This is a genomic window from Methylobacterium litchii, from assembly GCF_038442315.1.
Classification (GTDB): domain Bacteria; phylum Pseudomonadota; class Alphaproteobacteria; order Rhizobiales; family Beijerinckiaceae; genus Methylobacterium; species Methylobacterium litchii.
In genome coordinates this window covers 52,040-75,756 of record NZ_JBBXMY010000003.1, presented here as the reverse complement: position 1 = coordinate 75,756, position 23,717 = coordinate 52,040, and the positions used below count along the sequence as shown (strand labels likewise).

At 67.6% G+C, this 23,717-nt stretch carries 23 protein-coding genes, 1 tRNA gene and 1 pseudogene; 17 read left to right on the top strand and 8 right to left on the bottom strand.

Translation table 11 applies throughout. From position 1 onward, the window contains the following. Positions 1 to 3 precede the first annotated feature (3 nt). Positions 4 to 813 carry a type III secretion system inner membrane ring lipoprotein SctJ gene (gene sctJ, locus AAHF99_RS07745; RefSeq protein WP_342163556.1) on the bottom strand — a complete coding sequence of 270 codons (810 nt, stop codon included), beginning with the start codon at positions 811 to 813 and terminating at the stop codon, positions 4 to 6. A 10-nt stretch (positions 814 to 823) separates the two neighbouring features. Continuing rightward, positions 824 to 1,267, bottom strand: coding sequence for a nodulation protein NolB (locus AAHF99_RS07740; protein ID WP_342163555.1), 444 nt, complete (start codon positions 1,265 to 1,267; stop codon positions 824 to 826). Between the two features lie 540 nt (positions 1,268 to 1,807). On the opposite strand from AAHF99_RS07740, the gene AAHF99_RS07735 reads away from it, so the two are divergent. From AAHF99_RS07735 to AAHF99_RS07725, 3 genes are all read left to right on the top strand, one after another. Then, on the top strand, positions 1,808 to 2,101 hold the full coding sequence (locus AAHF99_RS07735; RefSeq protein WP_342163554.1) for a hypothetical protein: 294 nt from the start codon (positions 1,808 to 1,810) through the stop codon (positions 2,099 to 2,101). Positions 2,102 to 2,295: 194 nt separating this feature from the next. Then, positions 2,296 to 2,490 carry a hypothetical protein gene (locus AAHF99_RS07730; protein ID WP_342163553.1) on the top strand — a complete coding sequence of 65 codons (195 nt, stop codon included), beginning with the start codon at positions 2,296 to 2,298 and terminating at the stop codon, positions 2,488 to 2,490. A 79-nt stretch (positions 2,491 to 2,569) separates the two neighbouring features. Beyond that, entirely contained in the window at positions 2,570 to 2,776 is a 207-nt protein-coding gene (locus AAHF99_RS07725) for a hypothetical protein (RefSeq protein ID WP_342163552.1), read from the top strand. Positions 2,777 to 2,894: 118 nt separating this feature from the next. On the opposite strand, the gene AAHF99_RS07720 is transcribed toward AAHF99_RS07725, so the two are convergent. Further along, positions 2,895 to 3,032 (bottom strand): hypothetical protein, encoded by a 138-nt coding sequence (locus AAHF99_RS07720; RefSeq protein WP_342163551.1) that lies wholly within the window; start codon positions 3,030 to 3,032, stop codon positions 2,895 to 2,897. Positions 3,033 to 3,065: 33 nt separating this feature from the next. On the opposite strand from AAHF99_RS07720, the gene AAHF99_RS07715 reads away from it, so the two are divergent. From AAHF99_RS07715 to sctV, 4 genes are read left to right on the top strand one after another with little or no spacing between them, the layout of a single operon-like run. Beyond that, positions 3,066 to 3,839: a SctD/MshK family protein gene (locus tag AAHF99_RS07715; protein ID WP_342163550.1), complete on the top strand. Its 774-nt coding sequence runs from the start codon at positions 3,066 to 3,068 to the stop codon at positions 3,837 to 3,839. 41 nt (positions 3,840 to 3,880) lie between these two features. Next, positions 3,881 to 4,348 carry a type III secretion apparatus assembly protein SctX gene (gene sctX, locus AAHF99_RS07710; protein WP_342163549.1) on the top strand — a complete coding sequence of 156 codons (468 nt, stop codon included), beginning with the start codon at positions 3,881 to 3,883 and terminating at the stop codon, positions 4,346 to 4,348. A 4-nt stretch (positions 4,349 to 4,352) separates the two neighbouring features. Further along, positions 4,353 to 4,763, top strand: coding sequence for a type III secretion apparatus assembly chaperone SctY (gene sctY, locus AAHF99_RS07705; RefSeq protein ID WP_342163548.1), 411 nt, complete (start codon positions 4,353 to 4,355; stop codon positions 4,761 to 4,763). Continuing rightward, positions 4,760 to 6,853, top strand: a complete 2,094-nt coding sequence (gene sctV / locus AAHF99_RS07700; protein ID WP_342163547.1) for a type III secretion system export apparatus subunit SctV — start codon at positions 4,760 to 4,762, stop codon at positions 6,851 to 6,853. Before sctY ends, sctV begins: the two co-directional genes overlap by 4 nt. 12 nt (positions 6,854 to 6,865) lie before the next feature. On the opposite strand, the gene AAHF99_RS07695 is transcribed toward sctV, so the two are convergent. Further along, positions 6,866 to 7,738 (bottom strand): response regulator transcription factor, encoded by an 873-nt coding sequence (locus AAHF99_RS07695; RefSeq protein ID WP_342163546.1) that lies wholly within the window; start codon positions 7,736 to 7,738, stop codon positions 6,866 to 6,868. 243 nt (positions 7,739 to 7,981) lie between these two features. Next, a pseudogene (locus AAHF99_RS07690) lies at positions 7,982 to 8,935 on the bottom strand (DUF1521 domain-containing protein). A gap of 468 nt (positions 8,936 to 9,403) precedes the next feature. Here AAHF99_RS07690 and AAHF99_RS07685 point away from each other — a divergent pair. From AAHF99_RS07685 to AAHF99_RS07650, 8 genes are all read left to right on the top strand, one after another. Next, complete coding sequence (locus AAHF99_RS07685; protein ID WP_342163545.1) at positions 9,404 to 11,194, top strand: hypothetical protein; 1,791 nt, start codon at positions 9,404 to 9,406, stop codon at positions 11,192 to 11,194. Further along, complete coding sequence (locus AAHF99_RS07680) at positions 11,194 to 11,694, top strand: hypothetical protein (RefSeq protein ID WP_342163544.1); 501 nt, start codon at positions 11,194 to 11,196, stop codon at positions 11,692 to 11,694. The genes AAHF99_RS07685 and AAHF99_RS07680 overlap by 1 nt, the downstream gene beginning before the upstream one ends. 9 nt (positions 11,695 to 11,703) lie before the next feature. Next, on the top strand, positions 11,704 to 13,356 hold the full coding sequence (locus tag AAHF99_RS07675; protein WP_342163543.1) for a radical SAM/SPASM domain-containing protein: 1,653 nt from the start codon (positions 11,704 to 11,706) through the stop codon (positions 13,354 to 13,356). Further along, positions 13,353 to 14,207 carry a hypothetical protein gene (locus AAHF99_RS07670; protein WP_342163542.1) on the top strand — a complete coding sequence of 285 codons (855 nt, stop codon included), beginning with the start codon at positions 13,353 to 13,355 and terminating at the stop codon, positions 14,205 to 14,207. The genes AAHF99_RS07675 and AAHF99_RS07670 overlap by 4 nt, the downstream gene beginning before the upstream one ends. A gap of 171 nt (positions 14,208 to 14,378) precedes the next feature. Next, positions 14,379 to 15,944 (top strand): type II and III secretion system protein family protein, encoded by a 1,566-nt coding sequence (locus AAHF99_RS07665; protein WP_342163541.1) that lies wholly within the window; start codon positions 14,379 to 14,381, stop codon positions 15,942 to 15,944. An 11-nt stretch (positions 15,945 to 15,955) separates the two neighbouring features. Then, entirely contained in the window at positions 15,956 to 16,567 is a 612-nt protein-coding gene (locus AAHF99_RS07660; protein ID WP_342163540.1) for a CpaD family pilus assembly lipoprotein, read from the top strand. A gap of 69 nt (positions 16,568 to 16,636) precedes the next feature. Beyond that, positions 16,637 to 17,143, top strand: coding sequence for a copper chaperone PCu(A)C (locus AAHF99_RS07655; protein WP_342163539.1), 507 nt, complete (start codon positions 16,637 to 16,639; stop codon positions 17,141 to 17,143). Between the two features lie 209 nt (positions 17,144 to 17,352). Then, a complete protein-coding gene (locus AAHF99_RS07650) occupies positions 17,353 to 18,330 on the top strand; it encodes a hypothetical protein (RefSeq protein WP_342163537.1) in 978 nt (325 codons plus the stop codon). Positions 18,331 to 18,333: 3 nt separating this feature from the next. On the opposite strand, the gene AAHF99_RS07645 is transcribed toward AAHF99_RS07650, so the two are convergent. From AAHF99_RS07645 to AAHF99_RS07635, 3 genes are read right to left on the bottom strand one after another with little or no spacing between them, the layout of a single operon-like run. Beyond that, complete coding sequence (locus AAHF99_RS07645; RefSeq protein ID WP_342163536.1) at positions 18,334 to 19,386, bottom strand: HoxN/HupN/NixA family nickel/cobalt transporter; 1,053 nt, start codon at positions 19,384 to 19,386, stop codon at positions 18,334 to 18,336. A gap of 2 nt (positions 19,387 to 19,388) precedes the next feature. Further along, positions 19,389 to 20,369: a DUF6925 family protein gene (locus tag AAHF99_RS07640; RefSeq protein WP_342163534.1), complete on the bottom strand. Its 981-nt coding sequence runs from the start codon at positions 20,367 to 20,369 to the stop codon at positions 19,389 to 19,391. Further along, positions 20,320 to 21,660, bottom strand: a complete 1,341-nt coding sequence (locus AAHF99_RS07635; protein ID WP_342163532.1) for an MFS transporter — start codon at positions 21,658 to 21,660, stop codon at positions 20,320 to 20,322. Before AAHF99_RS07635 ends, AAHF99_RS07640 begins: the two co-directional genes overlap by 50 nt. Positions 21,661 to 21,848: 188 nt before the next feature. On the opposite strand from AAHF99_RS07635, the gene AAHF99_RS07630 reads away from it, so the two are divergent. Both AAHF99_RS07630 and AAHF99_RS07625 read left to right on the top strand, forming a co-directional pair. Then, positions 21,849 to 21,924 (top strand) — tRNA-Phe (locus AAHF99_RS07630). Between the two features lie 86 nt (positions 21,925 to 22,010). After that, entirely contained in the window at positions 22,011 to 23,654 is a 1,644-nt protein-coding gene (locus tag AAHF99_RS07625; RefSeq protein WP_342163531.1) for a DUF6538 domain-containing protein, read from the top strand. Positions 23,655 to 23,717 lie beyond the last annotated feature (63 nt).

Sequence of the window (23,717 nt, the reverse complement as noted above, 5' to 3'; positions counted from 1 at the left end):
GCCTCACCCGTTCGCATCGGCGATCAGACCCTGCACCGGGGGAGCATCGAGCCGGGGGGCCTCCGCACGGCGACGGCGGCGAAGGAACCAGAAAGCGCCGCCCGCGAGGGCGAGCAGGATCACCGCCCCCGCCGCCAGGGCGAGCCCAAGGACCGGATCGAGCCCGCCTACGGGACGCTCCCGCAGGGGCGCCTCGCGGTCGATCGGGGGCCGGTCCACCGGAATGAACACCACCGAGACCTTCTCGTAGTTCAGCCCCTCGATGCTGTTGGCCACCAGCATCTTGATCTGCGGTAGCAGCGCCTTCACCGGCACCGCTTGGTCGTAGCGGATGAAGACGGAGGCGGAGGAGGGCGTGGAATCCTGCTTCAGCAAATCGTTCTTCGGCAGGACCACGTGGATCCGCGCCGAGAGCACGCCGTCGATGCCGGAGACGGTCTTCGAGAGTTCCTGGCTGAGGGCGTAGATGTAGCGCGCCCGCTCCTCCGTGGGCGAGGCGACGAGGCCCCCACCCTTGAAGACCTCGCCCATGCTGGCGAAACTCGGCTGCGGGTAGCCGGCCGCCTTCAGGATCTCGACGGCCTGGGCGAAGCGCGTCTGCTCCACCTGGACGGTGCTGGTTCCGTCCTTCACGCCGATGCGGGCGGCGTCGATCCCCCGGTCGAGGAGCAGCGCGACCATCTCATTGGCCTCGCGCTCCGAGAGCTTGGTGTAGAGGTCGGTCTTGCAGGCGCCGAGCGCCAGCGCCAGCACCACGAGCAGCGTGGCTCGGCGCAGGGGTCGGGTTCGGCCGGAACCGGTCGGTCGCGTCATCGCCATGCGCTCAACCGGAGGACAGAAGCTTGTTGAGCGAGCCGGTGAAGCTGCTCGTGGTCTTCGTGACGAGGGACACCTGCACCACCTGACCGCTCATCTGCCGGAGCTGGTCCATCATCCCCTCGAAGCTCGGCCCCCCGCCCTCGCCGGGCGGGCCGGGGAGGGCCGTGGCGGTGGCGCCCCGCTGCAAGGTGTCGAGCCGGTCGAGCACATTCTGGCCGAGGGAGAGGTCGTTGACGGGCGGCGACGCGCTCACCTCCGTCACGATGCGCGGGCGCAGCGACGCCTCCGCCGGGCCGCCGAGCCGGGCCGTCTGCGCGGGCCCGGACGCAGGCGCCTCGGGGGGCACCGGCCGGAAGGCCTCGAAAGCCTCCGCGCTGCTCGTTTGAGACGCGCCACCGGGCGCGGGCATCGCCCCGCCGAGACCCGCCGCAATCGACTCGATCGCCATACCGCCGACACCACCCCTTCCGGGCGCCCAGGGAATCGTCGGCGGCCGGATATCGCCTTGGCCTAGACCGCCAAACTGACGGCGACCTGACGACGACGTTCGCGCGGCGTCAGCGAAGCGTCATACTTCCCGCCTAACCGGATCGGCTTGCCGGGCACCGGGCCCGCGGGGGAGTCGTCGCAGGCATGTCACGGTTGGACCGGTTCGGTCGTCGTCTTGCCCTCTGCGCCCCCCTCTTCGGAAGCTCGGTGGCGAGCGGGTCCAGCGGCATCGCGGCCCCGCTGACCCTGCCCGACATCCCCTACCGCTACACGGTGATCGATCAGGATCTCGCCGCCGCGCTCCAGGAATTCGGCGCCAACCTCGGCCTGAAGGTCAGCATCAGCCCGGAGGTGAAGGGGCGGATCCAGGGGCGCATCCCCGACGGCACGCCGCAGGCGTTCCTCGACAGGCTCGCGGCCATCTACAACCTCGAATGGTATTACGACGGCGGCGTCCTGTTCATCACATCGGCCAAAGGAGAATCGGACGCAATTGCTGGTGCTGAACCCGATCGGGTTCGACGCCTTCGCCGCCGCCCTCGACGCCCTGCGGATCACCGATTCGCGCTTTCCCCTGCGGACGACACCGGGGAAGAACGTGGCGATGGTGTCGGGCCCGCCGCGCTTCGTCGCCCTGGTGGAGCAGACCCTGGCCGGTCTCGCCGCCGAGAAGCCGGACTGCCCGAAGCCGTCGATCCAGACCGCGACACCGCGCATCCCGGCGCGCAGCACCGTCCTGACCATCTATCGCGGCAGCGGAACGACCTTCATCCGGGACGGCCGCCCCGAGTGAGCGGGGCGGATCGCCGTCAGGTTCTCGAAAGCTCGGCTTTCTAGCGTCCCGATCCGTGGCGATGCGGAGCACCGCCGCTGGGTGCCCGGGGCCAGAGCGGATGCGGCACGCACAGCTCGTCCGACCCTCCGGACGCTCATCCTGAACCCGCCGGATGGCGCGAAACGCGCCCCGGCTTTCACGAGGAGCAACCGATGCCTGGCGGGATCGGGAACCATGCAGGCGCCGCCGCGGGCGGGGCGATCGGTGGCACCGGAGATAGGGCTGACGACGGGACGAAGGCCAAAGCCTTCGAAAAGGCCCTCAGCCAGTTCGCCAGGCAGATCGTCGAGACCGACATGGACGAAATGGATCGAGTGATGAACGATACGGAAGAAGACTTTCAATAGCTCAAGGTCCTCATCGCATCCGAAACCTCGTCTACGGAAATATCACGTTGGACAAATAATATTCATACAGGAGATCGATATGTGCTGTTCCCAAGTTGGTGGTGCAAGTGGCGGGTTCGGAGGAGGCGGCCGGGCCAGCAGCGCCGGCGGTGACGACTTCCAGGAAAATCTCAAGCAGCTCCAGCAGGTCAGCAAGGAGCAGCAGCACAAGCAATTGGCGATGCGGATGCTCTCGGCCAAGCTCGGCTCCGAGCAGAACGCCGCCAAGGAAAAGCCCTCGCAGTGAAGGCCGTGCGTGGGGCGTCACGGCGCCCCACGCCCCAGTCGCTCGTGAGACAACGTCCACGAGACTTCGTGAGTGAGCCGTGGCACGCGCAACCGAATCCACATCACCCGACGCCACTCTATCGTCGCACCTCGTCGAAATCGGGAGCGGCCTCTACGCGGGTGTCGTCCAGCACCTCGGCGAGGGCCGGCACGTTATCGGCAGCAACGATGGGGCGGATCTCGTTCTCCTCGAACCCGATCTCGCACCCCGGCACGCGGCCCTCATTCTTCGCGGGGCGACGGCTCAAGTGGAGGCGCTGGCCGACGGCGTATCGGTCACCGGCTCGGGGCCGGTCCCATCGGCGTCGACTGTCACCATCCGCCTGCCCGTCACCGTCACGATCGGCGGTATCGAGATGGTCTGGCGGGAACGAAAACCCCGGATTGCAGGTCCGGCGAGCGGCGCCCGTGAGCGCCTGCTTCGGCTGTCCAGAAGCTCGGTGGTGCCGGGCCTCGCGGCGGCGGCGCTGCTCTCCATCGCCGTCGTCATGACGATGCCGAGCCCGATCGCCGACGCGGCGGTGCCCGCCACCACCACGGTGACGAACCCGATCCTACCGATTCCCCCCGCCGCGCCGGATAGACCCAAAGCGGCCTCCCTGCCAAAGCCGGTCGCGATATCCACCCCAGTTGCCCTCGGCGTCGCGATCGCCGATCTGCGGCGGCAAGTGGAGGAGGCGGGTCTCCACTCCGTACGTATCGAGGCCGGGAGCGGCACCGTCACCGCGACCGGCGCGGTGGAGCCCGCCCTCGCGACCCGGTGGGAGGCCCTCCAGCGCGCCTTCGACGAGCGTGTCCTCGGTGAGGTCACGCTGGTCAACAGCGTCGCCGTTCGAACCGAACGGCAGCCGGTCTCCTTGAGCATCGAGGGCGTCTGGCAGGGCGCGCAACCCTACATCGTCCTGCGCGGCCAGCGCTATTTCGTCGGCGCTTTGGTCGAAGGCGGCTGGGCGATCCGCGCCATCGATCAGGACCGGGTCATGCTCGAGCGGGATGGCCGGCTCGTGGCCATGCGCTTCTGACCGGAAGGCCCGGTTCGGTCCCCGACAGCGAGACACCCCCAATGGCCCGATTGCCGCGCCGCTCTTCCTACACACCGGTTCCGACCTCGTTCGGGACCGCGAGCGCCCATCGCTCGGACAGCACAGTTCGGGCCGTCGCGCGGGACGAATCCGTTCCCCTCGATACCGCCGTCGAGGCAATGCTGGCTGCAGGAGGCATCGATCCGGTAACCCGCATCCGTCTCACTGCAGCGCGGCAGGCCATCGGCGAGCCCGACCCGGAGCAGGCTGCGGAGGGGCTGGGGGGCATCCCCCTCACGCAAACGCTCTTCCGGTTCGTGATGCCGCGCCTGCGCCATCCCGAGGTGTTGCGAACCGACCGGCATCGGACCTTGCTCGAAGGATTAGCGGACGGGCTCGCGGCGGGGGCGGATGACGGCATCGCGCGGGCTGGCGCGCAGGTCATTCACCAGGAACTGCACCGCCTCACCCTCCTGCGCACGGCCCGCAACGCGCTGGTTCAGGGCTAGGCCGATGTCCGTCGTGCCGCTCGACCGCCGGGACCTCGCGCCCGTGGCGCGCACCGACCCTGCCCGTGCCCTGATCGCCCGCGAGCAACGCGACCTGCTTTGCGCCATGGCCTATGTCGCCCTCGGCGTCGGCGATGCGGAGCAGGCCGTCACCCTGCTGAGCCTCGTCCTGCGCGAGATGCCGGACGACATCGAGGTGCTGCGCCTCCTCGCCTACGCCCTGGTCGGGGCCGGCAGCGGCGGACAGGCCCTCGCCGCCCTCGATCGCTTGGCCTTCCTCGAACCCGGCCCCGTCCCGGCGCCCCTCGTGCTGCTGCGGAGCCAGGCCCTGCGCCTCACCGGGCGCCTCGATCAGGGGCGGGAGATGTTCCGGAACTTCGTGGCCCTGCGCCGGGCGGAGGAGAGCGGCCGGTGATCGCCTCTGCCAAGAGCCTGCTGAAGCGACTGCCCGCTAGCCCCGACATCGCCGTCGCGATGGTGGTGCTGCTCGCCATCACCATGATGATCCTGCCGGTGCCGCATGCGGTGGTGGACGTCCTCATCGCGCTCAATCTCGGCTTCGCCGTGCTGATGCTGATGGTGGCGCTCTACGTGCTGAGCCCCCTCGATTTCTCGTCGCTGCCCGGCATCATCCTGATTTCGACGGTATTCCGGCTCTCCCTGACCATCACCACCGCCCGGCTGATCCTGGCGGAGGGGGATGCGGGCGAGATCATCCGCACGTTCGGCGAGTTCGTGATCTCGGGAAACCTCATCGTCGGCGTCGTGGTCTTCCTGATCATCACGCTGGTGCAGTTCATGGTGATCTCGAAGGGCGCGGAGCGCGTGGCCGAGGTCGGCGCCCGCTTCACCCTCGATGCGCTGCCCGGCAAGCAGATGGCCATCGACGCGGAGTTGCGGAACGGCGACATCGACCAAGCACAGGCCCGCGCCCGCCGGGCGACGCTGGAGCGGGAGAGCCAGCTCTACGGCGCCATGGACGGCGCCATGAAGTTCGTGAAGGGCGATTCCATCGCGGGGCTGGTGGTGATCGCCATCAACATGGTCGGGGGCCTTGCCATCGGCACGCTCACGCGCGGCATGCCGGTAACGGAGGCGCTTCACAAATACACGCTACTCTCCATCGGCGACGCCCTGATCGCCCAGATCCCGGCACTTCTGCTGTCGCTCACCGCCGGCACGATCGTCACGCGCGTGACCGGCGGGCGGGACATCGCCCTCGGCCGCGACATCGCCGATCAGCTCATCTCCGATCCCCGGGCGCTGCGCCTCGCGGCGGCGGTGCTGCTGGGCATGGCCGCCGTGCCAGGCTTTCCCGCGCCGGTCTTCCTGATTCTCGCGTGCCTGTTCGCGGCGGCGAGTGTCTGGCTGAGCCCGAAGAAGGATCCGCCCGCCGACGACGATGAGGCCGAGGCGCCCGCGCGGGCGACGAAACCCGCCCTGCCGGTGGAAGTGGCTCCCGTCATGCTCCACCTCGCGCCCGATCTCATCGACCGGATCGGCACGGCGGTGCTCACCCGCGCCATCGCGCGCCTGCGCACGGCGGCCTCCACCGATCTCGGCGTGGCGATCCCCGAAGTGGGGTCCACCGTAGACCCCGACCTCGCCAAGGGCGACTTCCGTATCGATGTCGAGGGTGTCCCCGTGGAGAGCGGCCACATTTTCCCCGGCCAGCTGCTGCTCACCGACGATTTCGCCAACCTCGAACTGTCCGGCATCCCTCACACCAGGGAGGCCGGCGCCGAGGGGCCGATCTGGATCGAGGTCACCCACCGGACGAACTTGGATGAGGCCGGTATCGGCTATCTCGATGCCGGGGGTGTCGTCGGCACGCGCCTGCGCGGCGTCCTCGTCCGCTACACCGGCCGGTTCATCGGCATCCAGGAAACGCGCACCCTCCTCGCCCGGATGGAGGCGGGCTACGGCGACCTCGTGAAGGAGGTTCTGCGCTCCGTCCCGGTGCCGCGCGTCGCGGACGTGATCCGCCGCTTGGTGGAGGAAGGGATTCCCGTGCGCAACACGCGGTTGCTCCTCGAATCCCTTGCCGAGTGGGGCGAGCGCGAGGCCAACCCGCTTCTCCTCGCGGAATACGTGCGCACCGGGCTGAAGCGCCAGATCTGCCACCGGCACGCGAACGCCCACAAGGTGGTGGCGGCCTATGTCTTCGAGCGCGACGCCGAGGAGACGATCCGCTCCGCCGTCCGCGACACCGCCGTCGGCCCCTATCTCGTGCTCGAGGAGCACGCCTCCGAAGCGTTGCTCTCGCAGATGCGGGAGTTTCAGGAAAAGGCCGCCCACCGGACCGGAGAGGCCGAAGGCGGGCGCCCCGTGGTGCTGGCCGCCCTCGACCTCCGCCGCTTCGTGCGCGGGTTCCTCGCCCACAACGGCATCGACATCCCTGTCCTGTCCTATCAGGACCTCGCCGACGAGTTCTCCTTCCAGCCGGTGGGGTCGATCAGCCTCATGCGCGCGGCGCGGCCCGAGGCCCTCGCCGCCGCACGGTAGGATGAGACGATTTCAGTTCAGCTGCGTCATGCTCAGGGCGAGGGCGGCGGCGAGGGCGGCGACATGCGCCTCCGGCTGTGGCAGCGAAGCGGCGCCGGGCGACAGGGCGGGGAAGGTCGCACCGTCCCGGGACGACAGAGCGGCAGCGACTTTCGCCGCGAGCATCACCGCGCTCGGGATCCGGATCGGCGTGGCGTCCTCGCTCTCCAGCACGTAGCCGATGCCGCGCACCGTGCGGATCCGCGCCGTGGCGCCGGCCCCCTGCAGATGGCCGCGCAGCCGGTAGACCCCGACTTCGATGGCGTTGGAGGAGACCTCGTCCTCGAAGCTGTACAGCCCTTCCTCGAGGATGCCCTTCGTCACGGTCTTGCCGGCGCGGCGGATCAGCATTTCGAGGATGCAGGTCTCCCGGCGGGGCATGCGCGTCGGCCTGCCCGCGATCCGGACTTCGCGAAGCGCGGGATCGAATTCGAGATTGCCCGCCCGCAGGACCGGACCCAGCGTCGCGGAGGGCCGGCGCAGGACGGCCCGGAGCCGGGCCACCAGTTCATCCATGGGAATCGGCTTCTGGATGTAGTCGTCGGCCCCTGCGTCCAGGCCCTCGACCCGGTGGCGAACGGCACCCCGCTCGGCCGTCGCGATCAGGATCGGCGCGGTACGTCCCGCCCGGCGCTGCTCGCGCACCCAGTCGAGCCCGTCGCCATCCGGAAGGACACGCTCCGTCAAGATCGCATCATAGGGAGCGACGCTCACCGCATCCCGCGCCGCCTCGATCGACCAAGCCGTATCGACGACGAAACCCTTATCGTTCAATGCGTCCGCCACCGACTTCGCGCTTGCACGGTCGGCCTCAACGACGAGAATTCTTATGATCGGTCCAAGCAACGTTTAGTTGTTTACCCGTCAATGCCGGGAATGGCCCGGGAATGAGTTGGGGCATAGATCCGTCACGTAACAGAATTTTAACATTTAACGTTTCATTAACTACCATGATCGACCGGCCACGTGCGGGCCGAGCACACGATTGGACTTCGACACAAAAATGAGCGGGACGGCGATGCCATCCCGCTCACGAAACCGCAACTCAGGCAGTCGATATCAGATCATCCCATATAATCCCCGATGGGATTATCCCATGATGTGTACGCCACCGTGGTAGAGTTTTTCCGCCTCGTTGATGTAATCCTGCGAAACTGCTTGGTGCTCCTTGGTCTCCCAGGTGCCGCCGGACTCGTGGAGCACGAAGGCGCCCTTGGGGGTGAAGTGGGCGAGGGCTTCCCCTTCGTTCGACTGGACGATTCTCAGGTTGTCCTTGCCATCCATGTCGCCCGCGATCCCGCTCACCTGGATCGCGCGGTCCCCCTGAAGAATGGTGAGGTTCGTGGTGTAGGTCACGTCACCGCCATTGCTCATGGTTCCGAGGCGGAGTTCGAGGCCGTTGTCGAGCTTCAAAGTCATGCCGTCGTGGAAATCGACGTCGTTCTTCCCGTCGTTCCCGATGTCCATGTGGGGATCACCCCAAATGCGGGTAGACGCGTGCGTCTGGTTGTTCACGAGGGTGATGGACTAGTCCTTCTCGTCGATGCGGAGCGTATATTCGTCGCCGAGATGGATCATTCCCACGCCGTCCTTGACCTCGTGGGACCAGATCGACTGCGTCTGATCGCTGGCCCCGGAACTGTCTCCGGACGTAGTCGTACCGGAGTTTCTGGCAGCCTCGAGTTGCTGCTGAACGTAGTCGGGCAGATCGGAATCGGACGAGGAATAGGCCGGAATGCCCTTCTGCGCCAACGATTGCTCGACGGCCGCCATCGTGTCGCTGGACGACCCGGATCCGCTCCCCGTCGAGGCCCTGTGAGGCGTCACCGACCGAGCCGAGTGCGCGTGCGCGTGCCGGCTCATCTGGTTGAATTGGGCCGCCATCTGCTCGGCGCTGGCATTCGCGGCGTCGTCGCGGGTCGGCGTGACGAAGTCGGGCTGCGTATAGCGGGGCGACGAAACGGCGGAATTCCCCCCGCTCGCGTTCGCTGACGCGCCAGCCGGGTTCGTGGACTGTTTCTGCTGGTCGTAGAGCGCTGCCATCTGCTTGGCGATGTCGTCGAGCATGTCGGTCTTGATCGACGCCGGCAGATCCGAAGCGGCGATCTGGTTGGCGAGGGTCGCATAGCTGTTCATGACGGCCACCGGATCCTGCGCCGCGGCCCCGCTCGCCGCCTGCGACGGGGTGGCGATGTTGGCCGACGCGAAGCCCGAGGCGAAGCCGTCGATGGCCGCGCGCTTGCTCTGCGGGTCGTTGGTGCCACTGACGAGCGACAGGAACGTGTTGGAGTCGGTGCGCCGATTGGCTGTCAAATGGGGGTTGAGCATCTCCTGGAAATCCGCCGCGCTGTTCCGGGTCGTGAGCGAATGGGCGCGATGGGCATGGTGGGCGGAAAATCCGTTTGAGCTTGTCGTCTGAGGAATCGTGGCTCTCGTGATCATGACGGCCTCTGGGATTCGGGGGCTCGGGGGCGGGGCTTCGTGACAGTCACACCGGACGGAGATCCGCCGATGGCCGCGTTCTGCGCAGGCCACCCCGCGCGGAACAGCCCCAGCCGGATTCAAGGCTTAGGCCGGCGAGCTTTCGGCAAACTGACGAGACGCACCAATCGGCCTGCGATGGCGGGAGCGATCCGGGACCACGACCTGCGACGCGCGACGAATCAGGCCTGGGATGCATGTCGAGCGGTATGTGCCGGTCAGGTCATCGTCAGGTCGCCCCCCCATGGATTCCCGCGTAACGAACGGGAAGCGGCCAAGCGCCCAAAGTTCTCCAGATCTCGAGAAGGTCTATTCGCTATGGGTAGGTCATACGATAAAAGAATCACGCATGATTCTGGAAGCCAAGTATATAGAGAAATAAAATCGCACTACAGTGAAAATGATTTATGGCAGAAGGCGTTTAAGGCAGCAAAGGCAAATATGCCTAACGACGATGTCGGCACTGGAGGCAATGGGGCCGGCAGCGCAGCCACCTCAACCCCGTCGCCAGTGCCCTCTTTCGCAGAGTGGATGGAGCTACATGGAGACTGGTTCCGTCAGCACGTTGGTAGGGAGGTACCGCCCCCGCCGTTCATATATCAGGACGGCGAAGTAGCTTATGTCATAATGATCGAAGGTATACGCCTACAAATGGAAGCGGAACAGCTGGCAAAGCAGGCACCGCCGCAATCGGACGCAGATAAAGCCTATTCCAACGCGCCAACGTCATGGAATGAATTAAAACCATTACCATTATTGATCGATGGCAAAAACGTCGACAACTTCCAAGACTGGAAAATGGATCATAACGATTGGTACAATCAGCATGTCGGTAAAGATTTTCCATCTATAGAACAAATTAAGATACTTACTGCTGAAAGCTATATGCCATACTTAGAAGCAACATATTTGGATTCTTTAGAGAATAAAACCTTCTTCTTAGGTGGTAATGAGAATACATATCTTGACATTCATGATGCAGTTGAAACAGACAGAATGGATCTATGGGAAATTTTTTTAGACGATAAATACAAATGGCTTGATGAAAACAAAGGTAAAAAGTGGCTGATGTACGGTGATTGGTCTTCTTTCATCGAGCACGGCTATATGGCGCTGCTTGAATACGTTCGAGCTGGAAACAAAATTAACTACCCACCGCCCGATTATGACAGCAACGCCCTTCCCAGCGAGCCTAACCCAATCACACCGTCAAACCCGCGCCGAGATGGCGAACTAAAACTGTTATCAGTGGACGACGGCAGCACCAGTTCCAGCGACAACAAAGATCTGTCCGCAGTTTGCGGGGTCGATAGGTCCCACTGTGGATCGGCCGCCAAGCAAGGAACAGCTTGCGGCGTCAAGGTTACCTTTTATTGCAGCGCCAACGGCAATGCTTTCGCGGCGTGTGGAACGGCCGTCGGAGCCTACTCAGCCACAGCCAGTTTCATGGCCAGCTGTGGCGTCAAAGCAAATCCGTCTCTCTTCACTGCTAGTACCAGTAAATATTGCGCGGCTGCATTTACGGCATGCATGCTCGACGCATCCGCCATCATTCTCTGCGGCGGCAAAATAGGCGCTTGCTATATCAATGCAGGAGTTGCAAGCGCTTGCGGCGTAGCGGGCGGACTCTGCGGTTTCAAATATTCATCGAAAAAATTTTGCGGCGCTGATTGGTCAAACTGCCTAATTAAAAACAGCACAAACTCCCAAACATTAACATCCGTAACATCTTGTATGGTCGATACAGGAGATTGGTGCTTATTCAATTTTTCCAAGACCCCAGGGTTGTCTTGGTGTTACATGAATACGTCATTCCGGTGATGGTTACGATCGATTCACACGGCAGCATCGCGAGGCTCAGCCTCGACGAAATCACTGCCTCCGGCACACGCTACGTCTCGGATCCTGCTGCCTTCTCCGCGTTTGCGCAGGGCTTGCGTCCCGAGACATGGCTCCTCGACGCGAGCGGCACGAGCGGCTTCGAAGGCGCGTCGGCCGGGTTCGCCTTCTACGGCATGCTGATGCACGAGGTGGTGCCGCGCCTCTACGACGTGCGGCACCTGGACAAGCTCGGGGGGCGGTTCGCCCTGCGCCTCGGGGGGCTCGGGCCCCGGGGCGAATTCACCGTCATCGCCATGAACCGGCGTGTCCTCACCCTCTCGGGCCTGCCCCGGGACGAGGCGACCGGCCAGCCGGTGGTCGATGCCGAGATCCGCGCCGACGCCTTCCTCGCCTTCTGGAAGGATTTCCTCGCCCAGATCGCCCTGTCCACCCTGTTCAAGGCCGCCATCCCCCGCGCCGCGCTCCTTCGAGCCGCTTGAGAGACGACCATGCTCGATACCGCAGAGCCCACCGTGCCCGCCATGCGGGATTTCCTTCCCTCGGACGCAGCCGACCCCCATATCGCCGCCGCGCGGCGCACTCTCGCGCGCTTGCCCCTCCATAGCGCCAACGCCGCCGCCGGCCGCTACCGGATCTCGCGCTACGACATCCCGGTCCGGCTCGCCGACGGCGCGAGCCTGCTGTTCAATTCCCGCACCCGGTCGCTGGTCCTCCTCTCCGCCGAGGAGACCGCGACCTATGCCGGGCTCGCGGCGGGCGGCCCGTTCGGCGGGGGCGCGGTGACCGACACGCTGCTCCTGCAATCGCTGATCGGCGGCGGCCACGTGGTGGGCGAGACCATCGATGAGCTGGCCGCCGTGCGGGCGGATTACGAGGCGGCGCGGGGCGGCACCGACACTCTCTCCCTGACGATCGCCCCGACCATGGCCTGCAACTTCGCGTGCGGATACTGCTTCCAGGGCCAGCACAAGCCGTCGAAGCCCATGACGCCGGAGGTGCAGGACGCGATCATCACGTTCGTGAAGGCACATCGCGGCCTGCGGTCGCTCAACATCGTCTGGTACGGCGGCGAGCCGCTGATGGGCCGCGAGGCGATCTTCCGCCTGTCCGATCTGCTGATCGCCTATTGCGACAAGCACGGCATCGCCTACGGCGCCAGCATCGTCTCCAACGCGTGGTTCCTCACTGCCGACGTCGCCGCGCAGCTCTATGCCCGCCGGGTCAGCCAGGTGCAGATCACCCTCGACGGCGACCGGGAAACCCACGACGCGATGCGCCCCCTGACCTCGGGCGGGCGCACCTTCGACCGGATCCTCGACAACATCGAGCAGACCCTCGACGCGACCGCGCTGGCGATCCAGACCCGGGTGAACGTGGGCCAGCGCAATGTCGACCGGGCCGCCGCCATGCTGGACGAGTTCGCCAGCCGGAAACTGGCGCAGCGCGGGTCATTCGGCGTCTACTTCTCTCCGATCGAGGCCTCGACGCCGGAAAGCGGCAGCGCCTTCGAGGAAAGGCTCGCCCGGGCCGAGTTCAACCGCGCCGTCCTGGCCCTGGAACAGCGGGCGCGCGACCTCGGCCTCGCCGGCCCACAGACGCCGCCCGGCGGCTTCATGGGCCTGTGCGTCGCCGCCGCGAAGGGCGGCTACGTTATCGCGGGCGACGGCGACGTGCACAAATGCTGGGAGACCGCCCACGATCCCTCGAAGCGCACGGGCAGCATCTTCGCACCCGAAACCCTGCACCAGAGCGTCAATGCCACCCTGTGGGAGCAATGGACGCCCTTCGACAACGCTATCTGCAGTGCGTGCAAGATCCTGCCGATGTGCGGCGGCATGTGTGGGCACCGCTTCATCTACAACATTTCGGACAACACGGCGCTGCCCTGTCCAAGCTGGAAGTGGAACACGGCCGATTACCTGTTCAGCCGCGCCAAGGATCTCGGTGTCGTCACACAGGAGCAGTGGCTGCCGGAGGAAAGCACGGTGGACGCCATGCAATCCGGCGAGCGCCAGTCGCCGGACTCCCTGCGATCCTCGCAGGCCATCGTGCTGGACAAGGTGAGCCGCCTGCATGGACGCACGTTCGACCGGGCGATGATGCTGGCGGGAGAGGCCGTTCTCGAGGGGAGCGCGCCGTGAACGCCGCGCCCGCTCCGGAGGCTGTCCCACCGGCCGCGCGGTTCGACACCCTCGTCACACGCGCCCTCGCGGAAGACCCGCATCGCTACACCCGCGACCGGCTCATCGCCGAGGTCGATGCCGGGCGACACGATGGGCTGCTTCTGCGGGCGGCGGCGGGCTTGGGCGGCCTGCCGAAGGCCGAGGAACGGCGCGCGGCGATCACCACGATCGACTACGCCTTCGAGCGTCTGGTCTTGCCGAACCTGTCGCTCGAACAAGCGCAGGGCTATTGCGCCGCCCTGGAGAAGACCGTGCGGATGAGCGAGGCCAGCGGCCTCGACCGGCCCGGCCCGATCTGGCTCGATACGGTCCACCACACCGTCCTGGTCTCGGCCCTGTTCCAGTTCGCAGCGAATCTCCGCCAAGTGCGGCCCTGCGACCGTGTCGTGCTCCTGCACGACGACTCACAGCCCGATCCGCGTTTCGAGATCGTGTCCGCCCTCATGGCGCACCTCCTCGGGATCGCCTTGGTGCGGCAGCCCCTCCGTGGGCCGTGGTTTCGCGATCTGGCGACCACCAGCACCCCCCACACACTGATCGTCTCCCTGGCCGACATGCCGCCGGCCCGTGCACGACGGCGGCCGATGCGCTGTGAGCTGCACGCCGCGGGCGGCATCCGTCTGACGGTCGCCGTGGAGAACGGGTCGGCCGCTTTCGCGCGGCGCCTCGGCGCGAACCACCTCGTCCTCGACTATCCGGATGCCGACCGGATCCGCCTCGCCCCCTTCCAGACGGAGCGTCCGCCTGCATGCCCGCTCGTGGATTGGGTCTTCTGGCCGAGGCTCGTCGCGATGCCGGCGGTCGCGTAATACCTCGCCGCCCGTCGGCTATCTCGAATTGAATGTTTGCACAATTCGCCCAGCAGCTGCGCCTATGCTTTGCGAAGAGCCGATAAAGACGGTTTACTACCGCGAATACCGCGCGGATCGTGCCAGATACGTCACACATGCCCGTCGGCAATCGTTTAAGATCCGTGAAGGATGCGAGGCATCGGAGTGGCCCAGTCGGCGATGTGGATGGTGGGAACAGGCGGGGGGCGGGGGGCTGCCTTCGTCCTGGGATGCGCGGCCCTCACCCTCGCCCTCCTGACGGGCGCCGCCGCCGATCCCGTCCCCACCGCCTCCGCGCCGGGCGGGGAGAGCGTGGCCATCGCGATCAAGGTGCATCCGAAGGTCGAGAAGCCCGAGCAGCCCTCGGGGGGCGGCGCTCCAGCGCCGGAGCGGCCGATGGCGACGCCGGCGGCGGGGCCGGCGGTGCCGGCGCGGGGGGACATCGCCCTGAACATCTCGCGGGGCCAGACCCTGCGGCTGGGGCGCCCGGCCAGCTCGATCTTCGTCGCGGATCCGGCCATCGCCGACATCCAGACGCCGTCGAACCAGGTCGTCTTCGTGTTCGGCAAGAAGGCGGGTCGCACCAGCCTGTTCGCCCTCGACGCCCTGGGCGAGCCCATCGCCGAGTATGGCGTGGCGGTGACGCCGCCCATCGAGGATCTACGCGGCCTCCTGCGCACCGAGATCGGCGACGAGCGGATCAACGTCGCCTACACGCCGAACGGCGCGGTGCTCAGCGGCAGCCTGCCCAATGCCGCTTTGGTGGAGAGCGCGAGGGCGATCACCACCCAGTTCCTTGGCGCGGGTGCGACCGTCACGAACCGCCTGCGCGTGTTGGGGGCTCTGCAGGTGAACCTGCAGGTGCGCGTCGCGGAGGTCCGCCGCAGCGTGCTCAAGGAATTCGGCATCCACATCAGCGCGCGCACCCGTGCGGGCGCGGTCGGCTTCACGGTGGTCTCGGGCGGGCGCGGCGCCGCGTCCGAGACGCGAAGCTCCGGGCGCACCAACTCCCTGGGCATCAGCTATTCCGACGGCATCAACAGCGTGTCGGCGACCCTCGACGCCCTGGCCGAAGCGGGGCTCGTGACGATCCTCGCCGAGCCGAACCTCACCGCCATCTCCGGCGAGAAGGCGAGCTTCCTCGCGGGCGGCGAAATCCCGATCCCCGTGGCGCAGGGCTTGGGCCAGACCTCCGTGCAGTTCCGCCGCTTCGGCGCGAGCCTCGAATTCCAGCCGACCGTGCTGTCGAACAACCTCATCAACATCCATGTCCGGCCGGAGGTGAGCGAGATCACCCCGGCCAACGGCATCGACATGAACGGGGTGAACATTCCCGGCCTCACCACGCGCTCGGCGGACACGGTGGTGGAACTGGCGAGCGGCCAGAGCTTCGCCATCGGCGGCCTCATCCGCAAGACCTTCAGCACCAACATCGGCACCATGCCGGGCATCGGGGACATCCCGATCCTCGGCGCCCTGTTCCGCTCCAGCGCCTTCCAGAAGGAGGAGACCGAGCTGGTGATCATCGTCACCCCCACCATCGTGCGGGCGGCCTATGGGCCGCAGGCCCTCGAAGCCCCCACGGACCGGGTCGCGCCGCCGACCGATGCGGGCCGCGTCCTGCTCAACACCCAGTCGAAGGCGCCCGCGAACCGCCGGGCGCCGCGCAAGGGGTCGGTGGGGCTTACGGGCGATGCGGGGCTCGGCGTGCCATGAGCGGCGCCTCCGTGAGAACCGCCCTCGCGGCCCTCGCTGCCTTGTCCGGCCTCGCGGCCTGCAAGCCCGTCACCCTGCCGCCGCCGGTGACGGGCGGCGACGGGCAGGAGGTCCGCGTCGAGGCGGTGCCGACCCGCATCCTCGTCGGGCGCGGCGGCATCCCCCTCGGGCGACTCGCGGGCGCCCTCGGCGCGGCCGCGCGTGGGCGGTTCGACGCCCTGCATCTCACACTCTACGGCCGGGACCGGGGGAGCCTGCGGGCGGTGATCGCGGTCGCCCGCCGGGCGGGCGTCGATCCGTTGAAGATCCACGTCGTGCCGGGATCGGGCCCACCCGGTTCGGTGGAGGTGATCGCCGCACGGTTCGCCGCGCTGGCGCCGGTCTGCCCGTCGCTGGCCATCGTCGAGCCCTCGGTCAACGACAACGATTTCGAGCCGACCCTCGGCTGCTCCACCCGCCGCAACCTCGCGGCGATGGTCAACGACCCCGCCGACCTCCTCGGCTCGGACGTCGTGGTGCCGAGCGACGGGGCCTACGCGGCGCGGGGGATCGAGCGCTATCGCGACACCAAGGCGGCCCTCGGCCAGCGGGATGCCCCCGCACCGGGCAGCCCGCAACCCTGACGCGCGTTGACCCGTCCGCGAGCCGGCCTGTACGCCTCCCCCCGGCTGCCCCTTACGGAGAGATCATCCATGCGTGCCACCGCCCGAGTTGTGCTGCTGTGCCTTTCGCCGCTCCTGGCAGGCGCGGCCGCCGCCGAGGATTTCACCGCCGGCTCCCTCAAGATCGGCCAGCCCTGGTCGCGGGCGACGCCGAATGGCGCCAAGGTCGCGGGCGGCTACCTGACCGTCACCAACACCGGGTCCGAGCCCGACACCCTGACCGGCGGCACCTTCGATGAGGCCGGCAGCGTCGAGATCCACTCCATGTCCATGGAGGGCGGCGTGATGAAGATGGCCCCGGTGGAGAGCGGCCTCGTCGTGAAGCCGGGCGAGACGGTGACGCTCAAGCCCGGCGGCTACCACCTGATGTTCCTCGGCCTGAAGGATCCGCTGAAGAAGGGCGAGACCGTGAAGGGCACCCTGACCTTCGCCAAGGCCGGCTCCGTGCCGGTGACGTTCAGCGTCGAGGCCCTGGCCGCCAAGGCGCCGGGCGCCGCCGGCGGCGAGATGGACCACGGCAAGGGACACCATCACTAAGGCGTCGCGGGACCGTGGCCCGATCCGGGACCACGGTCTTCGCACCCAATGATTGCAACTCCCAGTCTACATCTCGATAGATATACAATCGAAATACAGCCACGAACCGTCAAGCATCGCGCGAAAACCGTCTTGGCGCAGGTGAAACCTTGCGCTAGAGCGCATTCGGCTCCCTGCGGAGCCGTCGCACTCATGGAGCATTCGCAGCGATGGTCGAACCGGCCCCCGCCCGTCCGGGCATCTTCGTCGCCACACCGGTCTACGGCGCCGCCTGCTACATGCCCTACGTCACGGGGCTGCTGTCCCTGCAGAAGATCTGCGCCGAGGCGGGGATCGGGTTCGACTATTTCTATGTGAGCGGCACCGCCCTGCTGCATGAGCACCGCAACGTCGCGGCCGCCGCCTTCATGCACCACAGCGACCTGTCGCACCTGCTTTACGTCGATGCCGATATCGGCTTCGACGGGGCGGACATCCTGCGCATGTTCGTGGAGCAGCGGGAGGTCGTGCTGGGGCCTTATCCGGCCAAGCACATCAACTGGCACGGCGTCGTGGAGACGGCCCGGCAGAACCCGGACCTTCCGGCCCACGAGATCGCCCTGCGGATGGCCGATTACAGCACGAACTTCTACGGCCTGGACGACCGGTCTACCCTGACGGCCAACGGGCTCAACGAGATCCATGCCGGCGGCGCGGGGCTCATGATGATCGCGCGCTCGGCCCTCGCCCGGATCGACCGGGCCTATCCCGGCGCCCGGAGCCGCTTCCCCGACGCCTACCGCCACCTCGTGCCGAACATCGACACCCTGGTCGAGTATTTCGCCTTCGACCGCGAGCCCGACGGGCGGCTGCTCTCGGAGGATCTGACCTTCTGCAAGCGCTGGCGGGAGATCGGGGGCAAGATCTACGCGGCGCCGTGGGTGCGCACGACCCATGTCGGCCCGTTCTACTTCCGGGGCGAATTGCCGGCCCTGTTGTCGGGCAGCGCGCCGGTCCAGCCGATCGTCGTGCCCGAGCCGGCGGCGGCCCCCGCTCCCGCGCCCGCGCCCAAACCCACGCCCGCTTCGGAGCCGATCATTATCCCCGAGGCTCCTTCGAAGCCGGAGCCGGCGGAAGCCGCCAAGCGTCGCCGGCCCGGACGGGGCGCCAAGGCCTCCGCCGCCGACGACGAGGTCGGCTCGGCCTGAGCGTCAGCGCGGCTCGGCGGGGGCGATGGCGACGCGGTCGAACCCGCCGAGACGGTAGACGAGGTAGGACAGGAGCCACGCGGCCGCGAACAGACCGACGATGCCGAACCCGAGCACCCCGAAATGCTCGTTCACGGCGCCGACCCAGCCCCAGAACCGGCCCTCCAGGCCGAGCTTGTCGGCAACGAGGTTGAGGGCCTCCAGCGTACCGACCACCAGGGCGACGACGACCGAGATCGCCGTGATGGTGAGGTTGTAGAACAGCCGCCGCATCGGCTGGACGGTGGCCCAGCGATAGGCGCCGAGCATTAGCACCCCGTCGGCGGTATCCACCAGGGCCATGCCGGCGGTGAACAGGGCGGGGAAGACGAGGATCGCCCAGGGGTCGGCCCCCCGGCTCGCCTCGGCCGCCGAGAGCCCGAACAGGCTCACCTCCGTCGCGGTGTCGAAGCCCAGGGCGAAGAGGAAGCCCAGCGGGTACATGTGCCAGGGGCGCGTCACGAGGCGGAAGAGCGGACGCAGCAGCCGGGCGAGGATTCCCTGGCCAGCGAGGAGCCCATCGAGGTCGGCTTCCTCGTAGCGCCCGGTGCGGCGCACCTGCCGGAAGCTGCGCCAGACGCCCACCAGGATCACGAGGTTCACGAGGCCGATCAGGATCAGGAAGCCGGCGGACACGCCGGTGCCGATCAGGTTGCCGAGCTGCCGGAACTCGTCCGATGCGGTGAGGAGGCTCGTCGTCGCCAGCGCAACGGCGGCGGCGGCGGCCACCACGATCGTGGAATGGCCGAGCGCGAACCACAGCCCCACCGAGACCGGACGCTGACCCGCCTGCAGCAGCTTGCGCGTCACGTTGTCGATGGCGGCGATGTGGTCCGGGTCCACGGCGTGGCGCAGGCCGAACACGTAGGCGAGCAGGGCAGTCGAGAGCAGGGTGGGGCTGTGCGCGAAGGCGCCCCAGGCCCAGAGCCACGCCCCGACATTGCCGACGACCAACAGGGCCGCGAGGAGACCGAGCCGCCGTCTGAGGCGTGATGTCTCGGGAGGAGAGGAATCCACTGTCACCCGTGGGGCCGGAGGGACGGCGCGTCGCCGCGCAGGTAGGGCGCCTGGACCTCGGCGGCCCGCAGCGCCGCCCGAAGGTAGCGGCTCCGGCCCGTGGGTCCAGGGGGCGTCAGGTCCGAAGGCGGCGCGCGCCCCGCCTCGGCCGCGCGCTTGGCGGCCACGAGGGCGGCGTCACCCCAGGCATCGAGCATTGCCTGGAAGGCCTCGTGCCGGGCCCGGACGAAGGGGATCGCCCGGCCCGCGGCATCCTTCGCTGGGTGCGGCGGGTGCAGGGCGCCGCAGGGCACGAGGCCAGGCGGGATCGGCGCCGTGGCAGCATGGCTGCGTCCGGCGCGCAGGATCTCCGGCACGAGGCGCGCATGCGGCCCCTCCGGCCCCGCCTGCCACGGGGTGAACACCTCGATCCGGCCGATCCGCGTCAGGAACACCCGGTGGGGGTTCGCCTCGGCGAGCCAGCCGCCGGGATCGAGCGAGACGTGGTCGCCCCCGGCCCGCAAGCGGGCGATGAGGGCGGGGTCCGCCGTGCGGAGGCAGGCATCGACCGCGCGCAGGGAGAGGCCGAGATCGAACAGGATCGCCCCGCGATCCTCGTCCCGCGCCGCCGCCTCATCCGGCCCGAGTTCGGTGAGGGCGCCTCGCCGGGCCATGGCACAGGCCTCCTCCGGCAGGCACAGGGCGACGGCGTGACTCCAGCCGGTGGCGAAGGCGGTCTCGTAGGCGAGCGGCCGCAGGGTGGCCGGCGGCGCCAGGGCGAGGGCGCCCCGCGCCGTGGCGAGCCCGAGACGCCCGTCCGCCAGGGGGAGGGCGGCCTCGTCCGCATCCCGCCGGAACGCGGCGAGGGCGCCGAAACTGCCGAGGCTCCAGCCGGTCTCGGTCTCCACCAGCGCCCTGCGCAGAAGGGCCTCCACGGGGCCGGGGGCCGCGCTCTCACTCGGCGGCGGCACGGGCGGGGGCGACGGCCGGGTCGGTCTCGTCATCGAGGCTGCGGTCCTTCGTCTCCGGCAGCAGCAGCGCGGCGATGGTGCCGACGAGGCTGAACGCCGCGAGATAATAGGCCGGCGCGAGACGGTCGCCCGTGGTCGTCACGAGCCAGTTGATGATGAAGTTCGTGCTGCCGCCGAAGAGCGAGACCGACAGGGCGTAGACGAGGGCGAGCCCGGTGCTGCGCACCGAGCGGGGCAGGGCCTCGGGGATGGCGACGATGATCGCGGCGGCGTTGATGGAGGACAGGGCCGAGAGCAGGAAGGTCACGGCGTAGACGGCGGCCGGGCCGGGCGTCCGCAGCAGCCAGAGGAAGGCCGGCACCGCCAGGACGAGGATCGCCGCGCGGGGCCAGATCATCACCGGCCGACGCCCGAACCGGTCCGCGAGCCAGCCGCCGAGGAGGGGGAAGCCCACCGAGGCGAGGCCCAGCGCGATGGGCACCGCCGTGGCGGCGGTCTCGCTGAGGCCGAGGGTCGCCCCGGCATAGACGGGCATGTTGGTGCCGACCGCGTTCGACACCGTGGAGGCCGCGATCACGAGGAAGGTCAGACCGAGCAGCCGCCAATGGTCGCGCAGGAGCCGCCCGACCACCTCCCGCGCGGAGCCCGCCGCCTGCGGATCCTCGCCCTCGCCAGCCGTCTCGGGCAGGTGGCTGCGGATGATGAGGCCGACCGGCACCACGGTGAGGCCGAGCAGGAACATCACCCGCCAGCCCCATTGGTTCATGGCGGCATCGCCGATGGTGAGTGCCAGCAGGGTGGAGACGAGGCCCGCGAGCAGCGCGGCGCAGCCCTGGCTGGCGATCTGCCAGCTGGTCACGAAGCCCCGATGGCCGGGGGGCGCGGCTTCGAGGAGATAGGCGGTGGAGGGCCCGACCTCGCCGCCCAGCGCCAGCCCCTGGATGAGCCGCCCGGCGATGACGATGGCTTGAGCCCAGCCCCCGATCTGCGCGTAGCTCGGGCAGGCGGCGAGGATGAGCATGCCGACCGCCATGAGGGCGATGGTGACGAGCATGGCGGGTTTGCGCCCGGCCCGGTCGGCCAGCGCCCCGATCACCACGCCGCCGATCGGCCGCATGACGTAGCCGACGCCGAACAGGGCGAGGGACGCGAGCAAGCTGTGGCTGGCATCGGCGGCGGGGAAGAACGCTTCGCCGATGGGCTTCGCGAAGAAGGCGTAGACGGTGAAATCGTAGAATTCGAGCGCATTGCCGAGGACGACCGCGCCGACGGACTTCCGGTCGAGGCCGGGCCGCTCGGCGGCAGCTTGGGTGGAAAGATCCATGCGGTGACGCTCTCGCCTGTTCGGCACTGGGGCGGCGAAGGTAGTGCGACGCCCGTGAAAGGGGAGGGCGCGCCGCCCGCCCCGGGAGAGAATCGTTGCCGGCGCCAAGAAGCGCGAAGCAAGGCTGGACAGGAGCCTCGACCGCCTCTATACCCCCGCCGTCCGCAGCCGAAACGGCCCGCGTCGACGCCCAGGTAGCTCAGTTGGTAGAGCATGCGACTGAAAATCGCAGTGTCGGTGGTTCGATTCCGCCCCTGGGCACCATCAATTCTCTAAGCAGTTGATGCGGCAGTAAGCTCAGTCAAATCATGTGGTTAGGTTCGCCCGAGTGATGCACACGGGTGATGCACATGGTCCTCGCGATGTCTCGCCCATCCCGCCATCCGAAGACCGGTATTTTCTGGCTCCGAAAGCGCGTGCCGAGCGACGTCGTCGCCCGCGTTGGCCGTGCCATAGAGTACTTTAGCCTGCAGACCCGCGATCCCGGGGAGGCTAAGAAACGTCATGCCGAGGCGCTCGCCCGCCTCGAAGCGCGCTGGGCGGAGCTCCGGCGCGGCGAGCCGGCCGCGGGACCGGGCGCGACCACCGACGCCTCCCCATCTCCCCGTAGCCTGAGCGAGCGCGAGGCAGGCGAGCGTGCAGGGTGGATGTACGCGCACTGGCTCAGGCTGCACCGGGAGAATCCAAGCCAACAACGCTTCTGGCCGACCGACCTCTACCGCCATCTCTGGCGTTCGCCGGGGGGCCGTATCGAGCACCACGAGGACGGGCGCGCCTCCGTGCGCGCTGCCCTCGGCTTCGCAGAGGCCGAGAAGGTCGCTGAGCTGGAAGCGTGGTGTCGGGATCAGGCCGAGACGGTGCTTTCCCTGCACGATGTGGAAGCGGACGAGACAAGCGCCGTGCGTGTGGCCAAAGCCATCGCGGCCCAAGTGCAGCGTGCCAGCCTCTCGCTGGCTGCTCTCGCACACGGCGAGCCCGACGCCGCTCCTGCGACCGCCCGCACTCCCACGCCGTCGGTCAAACCGGCCAAGGCCATTGGGCTAATTGAATTGGTCGAGGCGTGGTGGCGGGAGGCTGAGCGCACCGGTAAGTCCGAGTCGACTCGCGAGTCCTACACCAACACCGTCAAGCAGCTTGTCGCCTTCCTCAAACACGACGAAGCGCACCGCGTCACGGTAGACGATGTCCGGCGTTTCAAGGATTACCGGCTGGCGACCCGCAAGCCCAACGGGCAGCTGCTCTCGCCCACGACGGTCAAGAATAGCGACCTGGCCGCACTGAAGTCGGTGTTTGGCTGGGGCGTCGCAAACGGGCGCCTTATTGACAACCCAGCCATCGACGTGACCGTGGCACGGGTCTCGAAGGTCCGGCTGCGCGAGCGCGAGTTCACCGCCGAGGAAGCGCGGCGGCTACTTAAGGCTGCCTCAGGCTTGGAGCGGGGCAAGGAGCTGCCGCAGACCCATGCCGCCAAACGCTGGATTCCATGGGTGCTGGCGTTCACAGGGGCGCGGGTAGGAGAGATCGCTCAGTTGCGCCGTCAGGACCTTCGGTGGGTCGAGGTTGAGGGGTATTCTGAGGGGGTATGGGTGTTGCGCATTACCCCCGAAGCAGGGCGGGTGAAGACGAAGCAGGCGCGCGAGGTGCCACTGCACCCCCAACTGATCGAGATGGGCTTTCCCAATTTCGTGGCCGGAGCAACCGGGGAACGGCTGTTTCTCGTCCCCGATGCAAAAGGCGGCATCGCCGGGCCTCTACGAGGGCTGAAGAACCGTCTTGGCGAGGCGGCGCGCGAACTTGTTGATGATCCGGGAGTGAGCCCAAACCATAGCTGGCGCCACCGTTTTCGTACCGTGGCCACCGAAGCAGGCGTCTCGGGCAACGTCATCGATGCGATCTGTGGCTGGTCCTCCAAGAGTGTAGGCGAACGCTACGGCAGCGTATCACTGAGGGCGCGAGCAAATGCAATCGCTCGACTGCCCAGGATTGAGATATAAGATATAAGAACCCACGATGGATGGCTTTGACAGGGTCAACTTATGACCCGTTGCGGACCTTCG

Bases quoted from the DNA above. Each gene is read 5' to 3' on its own strand.
- sctJ (WP_342163556.1), bottom strand. From the start codon at position 813: ATGACGCGACCGACCGGTTCCGGCCGAACCCGACCCCTGCGCCGAGCC.
- AAHF99_RS07740 (WP_342163555.1), bottom strand. From the start codon at position 1,267: ATGGCGATCGAGTCGATTGCGGCGGGTCTCGGCGGGGCGATGCCCGCG.
- AAHF99_RS07730 (WP_342163553.1), top strand. From the start codon at position 2,296: ATGCCTGGCGGGATCGGGAACCATGCAGGCGCCGCCGCGGGCGGGGCG.
- AAHF99_RS07725 (WP_342163552.1), top strand. From the start codon at position 2,570: ATGTGCTGTTCCCAAGTTGGTGGTGCAAGTGGCGGGTTCGGAGGAGGC.
- sctX (WP_342163549.1), top strand. From the start codon at position 3,881: ATGGCCCGATTGCCGCGCCGCTCTTCCTACACACCGGTTCCGACCTCG.
- sctY (WP_342163548.1), top strand. From the start codon at position 4,353: ATGTCCGTCGTGCCGCTCGACCGCCGGGACCTCGCGCCCGTGGCGCGC.
- AAHF99_RS07685 (WP_342163545.1), top strand. From the start codon at position 9,404: ATGGCCGCGTTCTGCGCAGGCCACCCCGCGCGGAACAGCCCCAGCCGG.
- AAHF99_RS07680 (WP_342163544.1), top strand. From the start codon at position 11,194: ATGGTTACGATCGATTCACACGGCAGCATCGCGAGGCTCAGCCTCGAC.
- AAHF99_RS07675 (WP_342163543.1), top strand. From the start codon at position 11,704: ATGCTCGATACCGCAGAGCCCACCGTGCCCGCCATGCGGGATTTCCTT.
- AAHF99_RS07665 (WP_342163541.1), top strand. From the start codon at position 14,379: ATGCGAGGCATCGGAGTGGCCCAGTCGGCGATGTGGATGGTGGGAACA.
- AAHF99_RS07655 (WP_342163539.1), top strand. From the start codon at position 16,637: ATGCGTGCCACCGCCCGAGTTGTGCTGCTGTGCCTTTCGCCGCTCCTG.
- AAHF99_RS07650 (WP_342163537.1), top strand. From the start codon at position 17,353: ATGGTCGAACCGGCCCCCGCCCGTCCGGGCATCTTCGTCGCCACACCG.
- AAHF99_RS07640 (WP_342163534.1), bottom strand. From the start codon at position 20,369: ATGACGAGACCGACCCGGCCGTCGCCCCCGCCCGTGCCGCCGCCGAGT.
- AAHF99_RS07635 (WP_342163532.1), bottom strand. From the start codon at position 21,660: ATGGATCTTTCCACCCAAGCTGCCGCCGAGCGGCCCGGCCTCGACCGG.
- AAHF99_RS07625 (WP_342163531.1), top strand. From the start codon at position 22,011: ATGGTCCTCGCGATGTCTCGCCCATCCCGCCATCCGAAGACCGGTATT.